Origin of the sequence: Synechococcus sp. SYN20, assembly GCF_014279555.1 — a bacterium.
Taxonomy (GTDB): domain Bacteria; phylum Cyanobacteriota; class Cyanobacteriia; order PCC-6307; family Cyanobiaceae; genus Synechococcus_C.
The window spans coordinates 2,687,667-2,701,878 of record NZ_CP047959.1; the positions used below are offsets into that span (position 1 = coordinate 2,687,667).

The window sequence follows — 14,212 nt, forward strand, 5'->3', positions numbered from 1 at the left end:
CTGCCATCTCTGTTGCTCATCGCCCTCTGGATGGCTGGTGTTCTCGGCAGCGCTCTGGCCTGCCGTCAACGCTGGCCCAACCAACGCGAGTTGAGTCGAAAAATTGTCCATATCGGCACCGGCCCGGTTTTGCCGCTCGCCTGGGTTCTTCAGGTGCCTGCCTCCATCGCGGTTCCTTGTGCTGTGGTGGTCACCCTGATCGCCTTCATCAATCACCGCTGGAACTTGCTACCCGCAGTGGAAGATGTGGGCCGAAACAGTTACGGGACCGTTGCCTATGGCTTCGCGATCTGTTTGCTTCTGATCCTGTTTTGGGCTGACAATCCAGCTGCTGCCTGTGCTGGAGTGCTGGTGATGGCCTTCGGAGATGGACTGGCAGGTCTGATTGGACGCGCCGTTCGTTCCCCCAACTGGACGCTCTTAGACCAGCGCAAGTCCATCGTCGGCACAACGACGATGGCCATCACCAGTGCTGTGGTGTTGCTCGCTTTAGTGCTGATCACCCAAAGTCAACTCACACCACTGCGGCTGTTAGCGGTCTGCACGTTGGCTGTGGGACTCGAACAACTGAGCCTCTGGGGCATCGACAACCTGACCGTCCCCCTTGGAGTGGCCTTGAGTTGGACCTGGATGACGACCTGATCAAATCCACAAGAGCGGCGCCTAGCTGAACCTTGCCCGAGCGACAGAAGCAGCGAGCTCTCCAAGCAATTCACCAGTGGTTTCAAGACTGATGCATGCATCAGTCACACTTTGCCCATACGTCAGAGAGCTCCTGTCCGCAGACAACTTTTGATTGCCTTCTACAAGGTGGCTTTCAATCATGACTCCCATGACATGGTCCGACTTCTGGTCAACCTGAGAGGCAACTGCCTTTAACACCTCGCTCTGACGGCGAAAGTCTTTGCTCGAATTGGCATGGCTGCAGTCCACCATCAAGCGATCCGGCAGCCCAGCACCCGTGAGCTCGGCAGCTGACTCCTGAATCGCTTCCAGGTGGTAATTCGTTCCACGATTGCCACCACGCAAAACCAAGTGCCCATTTGGGTTTCCAGAGGTGCTAACGATCGAGGCATGACCCTCACGATTGATGCCCAGGAAATGATGGGGCTTAGCTGCAGCTTGCATTGCATTGATCGCAATCGTGGCACTGCCATCAGTGCTGTTCTTGTAGCCAATGGGCATCGACAAGCCTGAAGCCATTTCACGATGGGTCTGGCTTTCCGTAGTGCGTGCACCAATCGCTGTCCAGCTGATGAGATCCGCAATGTATTGAGGAACAACAGGATCCAAAAGCTCCGTTGCTGTAGGCATTCCTTCTTGAGCCAAATCAAGCAACAGCGAACGGGCCATCCGCAGCCCCGTATTGATGTCGTAAGAGCCATCGAGATGGGGATCGTTAATCAACCCCTTCCATCCCACGGTGGTACGAGGTTTTTCGAAATACACCCGCATCACAATCTCCAGCTCAGCGGCATGTCTCTCCCGCAAAGGCGCCAAGCGACGGGCGTAGTCGCGAGCCGCATCCACGTCATGCACAGAACAGGGACCAACGATCACCAACAGCCGTCGGTCCAAGCCACTCAGGATGGCTTGAATGCGGCTGCGAGCCGTCACCACTGTCTCTAAAGCCGTTGGATCAATTGGCAGATCGCGATGCAACAGAGCCGGAGGGATCAGTGGTCGGGTGTCCACCACATGGAGATCGTGCGTGGTGGTCATGCCTTGGCCTGAAATTCAGTTCAGATTACGCAAGTCGATCCACCCCAACAAACAACAGGGTGGAACGCTGACCAACAACAATGGTGTGTATCGCTGTCTGCGCCGCCAAAACGATGCTGAGCTCCTATCGCGAGAACGCCGAGGAACGGGGAAACCAGGGCATCCCACCGCTCCCTCTTGATGCCGCTCAGACCAAGACCCTCACGGAACTTCTTCAACAACCACCAGCAGGGGAAGATCAAACCTTGCTGCACCTGCTGAGCGAACGCATTCCACCCGGCGTCGATGAAGCGGCCTATGTCAAAGCAACCTGGTTAAGTGCCGTCGCCCAAGGCAAAGCATCCAGCCCATTGGTGGCCCCTTTGGAGGCGGTGCAACTGCTCGGCACCATGGTGGGTGGATACAACGTTGCCGCACTGATCGAACTGCTGAAGCATCCGAACGAAACACTTGCGAGCTGTGCCGTTCAAGGTCTGAGCCGCACCCTCCTGGTTTACGACGCTTTCAATGACGTCATGGAGCTGGCAGCGAGCAACCGTTACGCCCAACAGGTGGTGGAGAGCTGGGCCGCAGCGGAATGGTTTACCCGGCGAGATGAGCTCGCCAAAGAGATCACCGTGTCTGTGTTCAAGGTGGACGGCGAAACCAACACGGACGACCTCTCACCAGCCACCCACGCGACCACACGTCCAGACATCCCATTGCACGCCCTGGCGATGTTGGAAACCCGTGATCCCGAGGGACTCAACACCATCGAAACCCTCAAGAAAAAAGGTCATCCCGTGGCCTATGTGGGTGATGTAGTTGGCACCGGAAGCTCTCGAAAAAGCGCCATCAACTCCGTGCTTTGGCACACCGGCAATGACATCCCCCATGTTCCCAACAAGCGAGCCGGCGGGGTCATTATTGGCGGCAAGATTGCCCCCATCTTTTTCAACACAGCAGAAGATTCAGGCGCCTTACCGATTGAGTGTGATGTCAGCGATCTGAACACCGGTGATGTGATCACGATTCGCCCTTACGCCGGCACGATCGAACGCGATGGCACGGTGATCAGCCGTTTTGAACTCAAGCCGAGCACGATCAGCGACGAAGTTCGTGCTGGCGGTCGCATCCCACTCATGATTGGCCGCGCTCTCACCGACAAGGTGCGCAGCCAACTTGGACTCGCCCCTTCTGAAACCTTCATCCGTCCAAGCGCTCCTGCCGATACCGGAAAAGGCTTCACCTTGGCTCAAAAGATGGTGGGCAAAGCCTGCGGTCTTCCAGGCGTCCGTCCCGGCACAAGCTGTGAACCTCTGATGACCACCGTTGGCAGTCAAGACACCACCGGGCCCATGACCCGGGACGAAATGAAGGAGTTGGCCTGCCTTGGCTTTTCCGCTGATTTGGTGATGCAGAGCTTCTGCCACACCGCTGCTTACCCCAAACCAGTGGACCTGCAGACCCAGAGGGACCTACCTGATTTCTTTGCCCAACGCGGCGGTGTCGCCCTTCGCCCCGGTGACGGCATCATCCACAGCTGGCTCAATCGCATGCTTTTGCCCGACACCGTGGGCACAGGGGGTGACAGCCACACCCGTTTCCCGCTCGGTATTTCTTTCCCAGGAGGTTCCGGGGTTGTGGCCTTTGCTGCCGCCATCGGTGCCATGCCGCTCGACATGCCCGAATCGGTCTTGGTCCGGTTCAGCGGCTCTCTTCAGTCGGGGGTCACACTCCGCGATGTGGTGAATGCGATCCCCTGGGTGGCGATCCAAAAGGGTCTGCTCACCGTGGAGAAATCCAACAAGAAAAATGTCTTCAATGGCCGGATCATGGAAATTGAAGGATTGCCAGATCTCAAGCTGGAGCAAGCCTTCGAGCTCACAGACGCCACGGCAGAACGCTCTTGCGCAGGCTGCACCATCAAATTGTCCGAAGCCACAGTGAGTGAATATCTGAGCAGCAATGTGGCGCTGCTCAAAAACATGATTGCGCGCGGCTACAGCGATGCCCGCACCCTGGCGCGACGGATCAAGGTGATGGAGGACTGGCTGGCCAACCCCCAACTCCTTCAGGCGGATGACGACGCTCAATACGCCGAAGTGATTGAGATCAATCTCGATGAGCTCACCGAACCCGTCCTCGCCTGCCCGAACGATCCCGACAACGTGAAACTGCTCAGCGAAGTGGCTGGCGAAGCCGTTCAAGAGGTCTTCATCGGCTCTTGCATGACCAACATCGGCCACTACCGCGCCGCGGCCAAAGTTCTTGAAGAGGCCGGCGACATCGCCGCCAGGCTCTGGGTTTGCCCGCCCACACGCATGGACGAGGACATGCTTAAGCAAGAGGGCTACTACGCCACGTTTGAAGCGGCCGGCAGCCGCATGGAAATGCCTGGCTGCTCGCTCTGCATGGGCAATCAAGCCCGGGTGAATGACAACACCACTGTGTTCTCCACGAGCACCCGCAACTTCAACAACCGGCTTGGCAAAGGGGCACAGGTTTTCCTGGGCAGCGCCGAGTTAGCCGCTGTTTGCGCCCTACTTGGGCGCATTCCCACACCCGAGGAGTACCAAAGGATCGCCGCTGAAAAGATCGACCCACTTTCCGCAGAGCTGTACCGCTACCTCAACTTCGACCAGATCGATAACTTCGTTGAACAGGGTCGGGTGCTAAGCGCTTCGGAACAAGCGGAGGTCATGGCCGGCGCCTGAACGGCGCCCGCTTAAAGCCATGACTGCAGCTAACAACCAAAAAGAAAAACAAGATCCATCCGGTTCGAGTCGGAGCATTCGCCGGCTGCTGGAACGCCGCTGGCTGGTTGTTGTGCTCGCCTTGATGTTCACGGGGCTTGGCGCAGCCCTCACGGGAGTGTTGTTCAAGGTGGGCATCAAAGCTTTAGGTGGCTGGCGCCTGGAACTGATGGCAGACCTCCCTGCTTGGGCCGTTCTGCCTTGCTTAGGCGCAACAGGTGGTTTGGTGTCTGGATTGCTGGTATCACGGCTGGCACCATCAGCAGGTGGATCCGGAATCACCCACATCATGGGATTCCTGAACCATCGGGCCGTCCCGATGGGGCTCAAGGTGGGCTTGGTCAAGCTGATTGCCGGGATCGTCGCCATCGGCAGTGGCTTCCCCCTCGGGCCGGAAGGTCCTGCCGTTCAGATGGGGGGGTCGGTCGCCTGGCAACTCGCGCGTTGGCTAAGAGCACCTGCGGCATTCCGACGCGTGATCGTCGCAGCGGGCGGTGGAGCAGGGATCGCGGCCGTATTTCACGCTCCGATTGGCGGATTTTTCTACGCCATTGAGGAACTACTGCACTCCGTAAGGCCAGTCGTACTGCTGCTGGTGATCGTCACCACCTTTTTGGCAGATGCCTGGGCGGATGTGTTGGGGCTAGCGGGTTTAAGTACGGGTGGCGGCGGGCTGGACACGGCCCTTGGGTTTCAGCTGGAGAAGGAATACGAACCACTGGTGAGTTTTTTACCCATCGATCTGGGATACCTGATCGGACTGGGCGTTGTTGTAGGTGTCTTGGCCGAGATGTATTGCCGCTACGTCCTCGCGATGCAGAAACAAGGGCATCGCTGGTTCGGCGACCGCCTCGTTCTGCGCATGGTGATCAGTGGAGCACTACTGGGTGGGGTGTATGCCTGCCTTCCCTCCGCATTCCACAATTTGGAGGGCCTGCAACACCTCATCGCTGATGGAAAAGCTGATATCCCAATGGCGCTCGGCACCTTTGTGGTGCTGTTTTTCAGTACGGGATTAGCAGCAGCGTCCGGTGCGCCCGGAGGCTTGTTTTTCCCGATGCTGACCCTGGGCGGTGCCATCGGCCTCGCCTGTGGGATTTGGGTGGAAGCTCTCACTGGGCACGTCCCAAGCACCTATGTCTTTGCAGGGATGGGAGCATTCGTGGCCAGTTGCTCACGCACACCGATTACGGCCATGTTTTTAGCCTTCGCTTTAACCAAGGATTTGTTGGTCTTAAAACCAATCTTAGTGGCCTGCTTAGCGAGTTTTCTAATTGCACGCCTGTTTGATCACCGCTCGATCTACGAGCGTCAAATGGGAGTTGAACTGTTAGGAGAAGAAAAAAGAACTAGCTCTAAATGAAAAATCTAGGACTATAAGCAGAAAACACTTAGACCGAATTGAATGAATACAACGTCTACACATTTAAATCCTAAATAACACCTTAGAGGAGCAAATCTGACATATGCAAGCAAAATTCAATAATCTCCAGGAATCGTGCTAACTCCACAACCGCTCTTCTAATAGGACGATGAAGTTGCCGGGGCATGGCAACAGAAGTTTTACTGGACGCGAACACTGGCAAAATCCGCATTACGCACAAAAATAACAATTTCATTTATAGAAATAAATCAGTTCTTGGACTGAAAGAAGTGTTTACGCAAGTTCATCCTTCAACCAGGTTGTTAGAGACGATGCCTGAGAGATATAAATAATTCACCAAATTCAACAGTTTCGAGAAAAAGCAGAGCGCGCAATGCAACACTTAATAGCTCGCATAGACCAATCGCATGAAAAGAAACACAAATTCTGCAGTATTCAGCCTCGAGAAATCTGCACCCCATCAATGGGTCACCTGAAAATCCAGGCGTTAGAGCAGCGCCGCCAATATCAGCACACATAAGAATAACTACGAACAACAATCAATGCACCAGAGAATAATGTCGTCCAACATGAAACTACTGAGCTAAAAAACACTAAATCCCTACACTATTGCTGTTTAAGCGCAAAAATTATCACGCTGGTTATTAAAGGCGAATTGCAATATTAATCTTCCGCCAATCTAAAACAAAACAACAGAAATGAAACAACAACAATCTTCATGAAGAGCACTAAGTCGTAACAAAAAAAAGGACCCCATGCGCATAAACTGAAAGAAGCATTTCAACCGAAATGAACATTAAGTCGCGAAGCTTCAATTTCCTGCAAGATGTTTTTTTCAAATCCAGGTGGGCTGGACTGTCAGCTGACATCAAACTCAAGCCTGAAGAATCACAATCATTCATTTCAGACACCACAATTTTTCGAAAAGAACAATCTCTTTTTTATAAATACTCCACAGCAGATAACCCTAATCCTATACAGAGCCAACATTCTTTAGCGTCAAACAGCTATCAGCATCAAGAGGGGAAACACAAACAAGAATCAATCAACCAATTGGCCTACATTTTTGGCCCAAACAGGCTAGGAACAACATTTGCACTAGAAAATTCTCTTAATTTAAAAGTAATAAGCGACTCTTCGCATAACAGCCATCCCCCAATAACCAAAAAGAGGACGACATATTCAACCAATATTTTTGATTCATCCCTGAAAGACGGGGCTACCGGATTAAACAACAGAGAATTTATAAGCATTGTTCCTAACGACCCTAGTTTCACCAATAATGATTTATGGGGACTTTCGAATACTTATGCTGGCAGCAACGCAGAAGCAGCATGGTCCCAGAATATTATCGGATCTACGAACGTCGTTTTGGGAGTCATTGATACAGGCATCGACTATACACATCCTGACCTATACAGAAACATATGGATTAACCCTGGAGAAGTACCTATAGGAGTCATCGATACAGACAAGGACGGTACGATTACTTTTAATGATCTTAATAATCCACTCAATGCATTATTCGCTGAAGACAAAGATCCCGAAGGAACTATTGGCCATGGCTATATTGATGCAGGAGACCTTCTGCAGCATCCTGCTTGGATTGACGGGCAAGATACAGATGGAAATGGATATTTAGATGACATAATTGGATGGGATTTTGCAAACAACGACAACAACCCTTTTGACGATAATTCCCATGGATCCCATGTGGCAGGAACAATAGGCGCGATGGGCAATAACGGAGAAGGAGTTACTGGAATTAACTGGAACATCCAACTTGTACCACTAAAATTTCTCGACGATCTCGGAAGAGGATTCACATCAGATGCTGAACTTGCCTTAAATTACTTTACTGAAGCGAGCGCTAAATATGACTCACTTCAAAACCCTAATGGAGTAAATCGCTATGTTGGCACCAACAACTCTTATGGAGGGGGAGGCAAGCTCGATAGTTTCGGCTTAGCAATTGAAACAAGCGCAAATCTTGGAAATATCTTTATAAGTGCAGCAGGCAACAACAGCAGCAATAACGACCACAACGCCACATATCCCGGAAACTACGAAGCGGTTGTAAATGGGATTGATCACAACATATCAGTCGCTTCCACAGATCAAACTGGTCTCTTATCAAGCTTTTCTAATTTTGGTCCAACTATCTCAGTAGATATTGCAGCACCTGGGAGCAACATTAGATCAACAGTACCTGGTGGGGGTTATGACTTTTACTCAGGTACATCTATGGCCGCCCCTCACGTCGCCGGATCTCTTGCTTTATTGGCAAGCGTTAACCCGCATGCAACTGGATCAGAGTTATTAGCTGCTCTGTATGCAGGTGCAGATCGAGACAACTCACTATTATCTTCAGCAATCGATGGAAAGCGACTCAACATCATCGGCGCTATAAATGCTTTAAAATCTGCATCAAAAGTACCAAGCCTTGAAATAAGTCTTGCAGAAGGAGGAATTCCACAAACATCTGAGAATGGTGATTTCATTTCAATAAGTTTAATGCTAACAAGTGCCCCAATCGATGATGTCAATATTCAAATTGAATCCTCAAATACATTAGAAGGGAGGCCCTCCGAAAACTCACTTACGTTTACGCCTATCAACTGGAATACCCCTCAATTTATTACTATATTTGGCCAAGACGATTCACAAGAAGATGGCAATTCTCCATACAATATTATCTTCACATCTAACAGCTCAGATGTCGAATACGATCAATTGACATCATCGCTAGAACTCATCAATCTGGATAACGACATACCTCTGAAACCGACAGAAATACTTTTCGAAGACTTCGAAGGTACTAACACAGATGCACTCTGGTCTCAAGACAGTCAGCTAGATTGGGCTATCACATCACAGCGATCAGCTGGCACAGGATTATTTTCTGCAGAAGTTGACGGTAGAGCGAGCAATGCATGGTTCGGGCTTACACAAGCTATAGATATTCAGAATTATGGAGATGTTGAAATCTCATTTGATTGGATGATCGAGACGACATTTGACAATAATGAATATCTTGCATTTGACATTTTGACTGCCGATGGATCTACTTGGTCGGAAGTCAAACGCCTACAGGGGAATATTGATGAACATGCGGGTAATCCCTTTCAATCAGAATCATTCACTCTCAAAACACTTCAAGAAAACTTAGGGCTTAGCGGATCATCACTTAATATTCGTTTTAGGGCGAGTTCAAATCGCAGCAATGAAGATGCCTTTGTTGATAATATTAGACTTCTTGGATTACCATCGAAACCACCAACTGCGGGGATAGAAATTGCTACCAGTGGTCCATCTGAAACATTTGAAAATGGTGCATCATCGTCTTTTAAGATTGTTCTTACAAAAGCGCCTTCCAGCGATGTCACCATTCCAATTCGATCATCTAATTCTACTGAAGGGAAAACATCTACTTCATCAATCATTTTCACTCCTAACAATTGGGACACTCCACAAAGTGTAAGTGTTTTAGGGCAAGATGACGCTGTTGACGATGATGATCAATCTTACCAAGTTGAATTTCTATCATCTAGATCATCTGACATTAGCTATAATGGCTTAATAGTTGAATCAATCAACTATATCAATATAGACGACGACACAGCAGCTATCAATATAACGCCATCTTCTGAACTAAACACAAGTGAGGGTGGAGAAAAAATAGCTCATTTTGATGTCAAATTAAATTCACAACCTACCGGCAATGTTGTTATTAATATTTCCTCGTCAGACAACTCAGAAGGCAATCCCTCTTCAAGCACGATCACATTCACACCTGGAAACTGGAATAGCGCTCAGACAGTCACTGTAACGGGCGCCGACGACACAGATCTTGACGGCAATCAGGCTTATACTATTTTCTTTAATTCAAATAGCTCAGACGAAAAATACCACATTTTGCCTCAACAGAGTTTCATTCTTATCAATGAAGATAATGAAGTGCAATCGCCTGCGCCCGCTCCAACTCAACAAGACCTCTTTTGGGACAATTTTGAAGGTGCTAGTGCCGGAAGTTATTGGATTCAAGATAGTCAGAACGACTGGCGAATTACATCACAAAGGTCAGCAAATGGTGGTCAATTTTCAGCTGAGGTGGATGGTCTAGCTTCTGGTGCTTCGATTTCCATGCGCCAAGGAATCGATATCAGCAATTATGAAGATACGATCATTAATTTTGATTGGCTAATTGAGAGGAATTACGACACTAGTGACTACCTTGCATTTGAAGTCTCAACTGACAATGGATCGAGTTGGGCTGAAATCAAAAGACTTCGTGGCAATATCGACGAGGCCAGAGGAAATCCTTTCAGAAACGAAACTTTTAGAGTAAATAATTTAATTAATGATTTCAATCTTGAAAGCACTGGTTTTCTTAATTTGCGATTCACTGGTACCGCAAATCGAGGAAATGAAGATGCATTTTTCGACAACGTGGCCATCACAGGAATAAATAATATCGTGCCAGTGATTTAAATAATAATCGAGATTTTAGCGACTCATCATTATTAACAACTTCATACTCTTATGCCGATACAAGCTTAACTGCATATTTACATTCAATAAGCTCCTCAAGCATCCATGATGGTCCCTTCTCATCGTGGAAGCACTGAACAAAGAAACCCTACTTTTCGATCCGGCCGTCCCTGAGCCCGGCGCCCTTCGCGCGGTGCTGGCGTTCCCTAGCTCCTACACGGTTGGAATCACCAGCCTTGGCTACCAGCTCGTATGGGCCAGCTTGGCCATGCGCTCCGATCTCGATGTCAGGAGGCTCTTTACAGATCAAGGGGATCCTCAACACCGCCGCTGTGATCTTTTTGGCCTCTCTCTGAGCTGGGAACTGGATGGGCCTGTTCTTTTGGATCTCCTGGAACAAAAACGGATTCCCCTTTGGAGCCATGAACGTGGTGATCAGGATCCAATCGTGTTCGGTGGCGGTCCCGTTCTGACGGCCAACCCCGAACCGCTAGCCCCGTTTTTTGATGTTGTGCTGCTCGGTGATGGAGAAGAGCTGCTGCCCGCCTTCATCGACGCCCTGCAGCAGGTGCGAGACGAATCCCGTCAGAAGCGCCTTCGTTATTTAGCGCAGATCCCTGGCATCTATGTGCCCGATCTGCATGCTCCACAATTCAGTGCCGACGGTGCCTTTGTGGGGATCAAACCCAGAGAGGCAGATCTACCTGAGCGCATCGCGAAACAAACCTGGAGGGGCAACACCCTGAGCCACTCCACAGTGATCACCCCCGAAGCCGCATGGCCCGACATTCACATGGTGGAGGTGGTGCGCAGCTGCCCAGAACTCTGTCGCTTTTGCTTGGCGAGTTACCTCACCTTGCCCTTCCGAACCCCATCTCTTGATGACGGCCTGATTCCTGCGGTTGAGAAAGGGCTTAAAGCAACCCGTCGTCTCGGATTATTGGGTGCCTCGGTGACCCAACATCCCCAGTTCAGCGATTTGCTGCAGTGGCTGGATCAAGACCGCTTTGATGACTTGCGCGTGAGTGTCAGCTCCGTGCGCGCTGCCACCGTGACACCTCAGTTAGCTGAAACCTTGAGTCGCCGCGGAAGCAAGTCGGTGACGATCGCCATCGAAAGCGGAAGTGATCGGATGAGGCGCGTCGTGAATAAGAAACTCAGCCGGGAGGAAATCAGCGCCGCAGCCCGTTATGCAAAAGAAGGAGGACTGAAAAGCCTCAAGCTCTACGGAATGGTGGGACTCCCCACGGAGCAAGACGAAGACATCGAAGCCACCGCCGACCTGCTTTTGGATCTAAAAAAACAAACTCCAGGCCTGCGCTTCACCTTGGGGGTGAGCACCTTTGTGCCAAAAGCCCACACACCATTTCAGTGGCAAGGGGTGAGGCCAGAAGCCGACAAACGCCTCAAACGACTCGCCAAACGGCTCAAACCAAAGGGTGTGGAACTGCGACCGGAAAGCTACGGCTGGAGCGTGATCCAAGCCCTGCTCTCCCGAAGTGATCGTCGACTCGCACCAGTGATTGCCGCAGTGAGGGGCTCTCAAGAGAGTCTTGGTGGCTGGAAAAAGGCCTATCGCGCAGCACGAGCGGAAGAATTACCAGCTGCTAGCTCTGCCGGAGTGCCTTTGCCCCGCCCTCCCGCCTGGGAGGAAGTTGTGCATGAAACCTGGTCAGACGACCACATTCTTCCCTGGTGCCATCTGGATGGTCCCCTTCCCAACGAAACGCTTCTCAAGCATCAACGCCAAGCGCTGAGTCCAGAGAACGCTCCTGACGACGCTCCTCACTCGGTCTGAGCAAACAGCGCAGTCCCGCCAACAAAATCCAGCCAGCAATATTCACTCGGCTATCAAAAAACGGCAGATCGGTGCCGTGCAACACCAACAAGGTGAGCACTGCAGCCCACCAAGCACGGTCAAACAACCGTCTGAACCCACGACGAAGCGCCACGACCAACAAGGCCAGCACCAACCCCGCCACCAAAGCCGCCACCGGTAAGCCATGGGCAATGGCCAGTTCAAGGGGAAGGTTGTGAGCATGCCCATGCCATGTCCCTGTTCTGAGTGGATAAATCACCGAAAAAGCCGCTGCCCCCCATCCCAGCCACGGCCTCTCAGCAATCAACTGAACCGCCACACCCCACTGACTCAGGCGCGTAGACGCAAGAACGCGCTCACCAGCGTGCTGACTATCACTGAGCCGGCCCCAGATCCCCTCTGGCACCAGCGACCGTGCGGGGACCTGAATCAACAACGGAATCCCAGGCACAACAGACACAATCAACACCCCAAGGCCAACCGCCAACAGCGGTACAAGCCAAGGCCAGCTGATCGGACCCAACACAATCGGGAGGGCCAGCACCAAGGCGCCCCAGCCATTGCGCGACTCGGTGAGCACGAGGGCCGTCACAAAAGCGACCACCAGGCCCAGAACAACAGCCCGCCGCAGCTTGCTCAGGCCCGGTTGAATCAGTGCTGCAAGCGCCAAAGGCCAAACCAGTGCCAACCAGGCGGCGGCGATATTGGCGTAATCAAACAGTCCGGACAGACGTCCTTCTGGTTCGCCACCAGGGGTCATGAACCAAATAATCGATCCGCCCAGGACTTGCCAGGGGCCTTGCCAGCCCCACCAAAGTTGCCCCAAACCCGTCAACACCACTGGGAAGCTACCCGCCACCAACCAAAGCGCAGAGCGACGGCGTGCCTCAGCCGAGCTGACGTAGGGCTGAAAGCCCCAAAACGCCCAAAAGAACGGCAACCAGTTCCCCATGCCAACCCAGGCGAGGGATCCGGAATAGGAGCCAAAGCATCCGACCACCATCAACAACGACGCCAAAAACAAGGGCGCATTCCAAGGGTCACGCCAAAACGGTCGCTCGCTCCTCCAACTGCTCATCAGCAGAGAAGGAAACAACAACAGGCTGGCCAGCAGTGCCGAAGAGGGCAGGAAGAACAAGCCAATCTGGAAACATCGCCAACCCCAACGCGATGCTTCAAGCGGGCGGGACGCATCGATTCGCTCGATCACGCGAACACCGCCGTACGACCGCGATACACCATGACCTGACGGCACAAATGCAAGCGCAGAGCCCGGGCCAAGGCCAACCGCTCCGTATCCCGACCCTTGCGAATCAAATCCTCCACCTCATCGCGGTGACTCACAGGAAGGGTGGCCTGCTCAATGATCGGACCATCATCCAACTGTTCGGTGACGTAATGCGCCGTCGCACCAATCAGTTTCACGCCCCGATCCCAGGCGCGGTGATACGGCTGAGCGCCTTTAAACGCCGGTAAGAACGAGTGATGGATATTGATCACCTCGGGGAAGCGCTTTAAAAAGTCGCCACTCAGCACCTGCATGTATTTCGCCAACACCGCGAGCTCAATGTCCTGCTCTTCCAAGAGGTCAAGAATTCGGGCTTCAGCGTGCCGCTTGGTTGCGGGCGTGACCGGTACGTGAACAAATCGCCCCCCAAAGTCACCACAGAGTGGTTCCAATTCGGGATGATTGGAGATCACCAAAGCAACCTCCATCGGCAATTCACCACTGCGAGAGCGCCAGAGCAAATCCAGCAAACAGTGGCTCTGCTTACTCACAAAGATCGCAACACGGGGCAACGCATCGGAGAAGTGAAGCTGTGCCTCCCCACCAAGACGCTCTGCGAGGGCACGAACCGCTGGCTCTATGGCATGCCGAGGCAATCCGAAGCCATCAAGCTCCCACTCAATCCGACTTAAAAACAACCCCGCACCCGAGTCGGTGTGATGGTCAGCGTGACGAATGTTTCCACCATTGGCCGCCACCCATCCAGCCAGCTCACTGACGAGTGCTGACCGATCAGGACAGATCAGTTGAAGAATGACCGTTGACCCGTTCAC

9 protein-coding genes are annotated in these 14,212 nt (G+C 52.0%); 6 read left to right on the forward strand and 3 right to left on the reverse strand.

The genetic code is table 11. From position 1 onward, the window contains the following. Positions 1-30: 30 nt before the first annotated feature. On the forward strand, positions 31-642 hold the full coding sequence (locus SynSYN20_RS14170) for a diacylglycerol/polyprenol kinase family protein (protein ID WP_186525711.1): 612 nt from the start codon (positions 31-33) through the stop codon (positions 640-642). 21 nt (positions 643-663) lie between these two features. Here SynSYN20_RS14170 and SynSYN20_RS14175 read toward each other — a convergent pair whose 3' ends face one another. Beyond that, positions 664-1,722 carry a 3-deoxy-7-phosphoheptulonate synthase gene (locus SynSYN20_RS14175; protein ID WP_186524190.1) on the reverse strand — a complete coding sequence of 353 codons (1,059 nt, stop codon included), beginning with the start codon at positions 1,720-1,722 and terminating at the stop codon, positions 664-666. Between SynSYN20_RS14175 and SynSYN20_RS14180 the strand changes: the two genes are divergently transcribed. From SynSYN20_RS14180 to SynSYN20_RS14200, 5 genes are all read left to right on the forward strand, one after another. After that, positions 1,721-1,903, forward strand: coding sequence for a hypothetical protein (locus SynSYN20_RS14180; RefSeq protein ID WP_186524191.1), 183 nt, complete (start codon positions 1,721-1,723; stop codon positions 1,901-1,903). The two genes, SynSYN20_RS14175 and SynSYN20_RS14180, sit on opposite strands and share 2 nt — an antisense overlap. Beyond that, positions 1,836-4,418, forward strand: a complete 2,583-nt coding sequence (gene acnB / locus SynSYN20_RS14185; RefSeq protein WP_186524192.1) for a bifunctional aconitate hydratase 2/2-methylisocitrate dehydratase — start codon at positions 1,836-1,838, stop codon at positions 4,416-4,418. Before SynSYN20_RS14180 ends, acnB begins: the two co-directional genes overlap by 68 nt. 19 nt (positions 4,419-4,437) lie before the next feature. Continuing rightward, positions 4,438-5,820, forward strand: coding sequence for a ClC family H(+)/Cl(-) exchange transporter (locus tag SynSYN20_RS14190; protein ID WP_186524193.1), 1,383 nt, complete (start codon positions 4,438-4,440; stop codon positions 5,818-5,820). Positions 5,821-6,630: 810 nt separating this feature from the next. After that, positions 6,631-10,332 (forward strand): S8 family peptidase, encoded by a 3,702-nt coding sequence (locus SynSYN20_RS14195; RefSeq protein ID WP_186524194.1) that lies wholly within the window; start codon positions 6,631-6,633, stop codon positions 10,330-10,332. 193 nt (positions 10,333-10,525) lie between these two features. After that, complete coding sequence (locus SynSYN20_RS14200; protein ID WP_255476434.1) at positions 10,526-12,130, forward strand: radical SAM protein; 1,605 nt, start codon at positions 10,526-10,528, stop codon at positions 12,128-12,130. Here SynSYN20_RS14200 and SynSYN20_RS14205 read toward each other — a convergent pair. Next, positions 12,066-13,361, reverse strand: coding sequence for an O-antigen ligase (locus SynSYN20_RS14205; RefSeq protein ID WP_186525718.1), 1,296 nt, complete (start codon positions 13,359-13,361; stop codon positions 12,066-12,068). The genes SynSYN20_RS14200 and SynSYN20_RS14205 overlap by 65 nt on opposite strands. After that, the gene (purU, locus tag SynSYN20_RS14210) at positions 13,358-14,212 is read right to left on the reverse strand and encodes a formyltetrahydrofolate deformylase (protein ID WP_186524195.1); all 855 of its coding nucleotides are present in this window, start codon (positions 14,210-14,212) and stop codon (positions 13,358-13,360) included. Before purU ends, SynSYN20_RS14205 begins: the two co-directional genes overlap by 4 nt.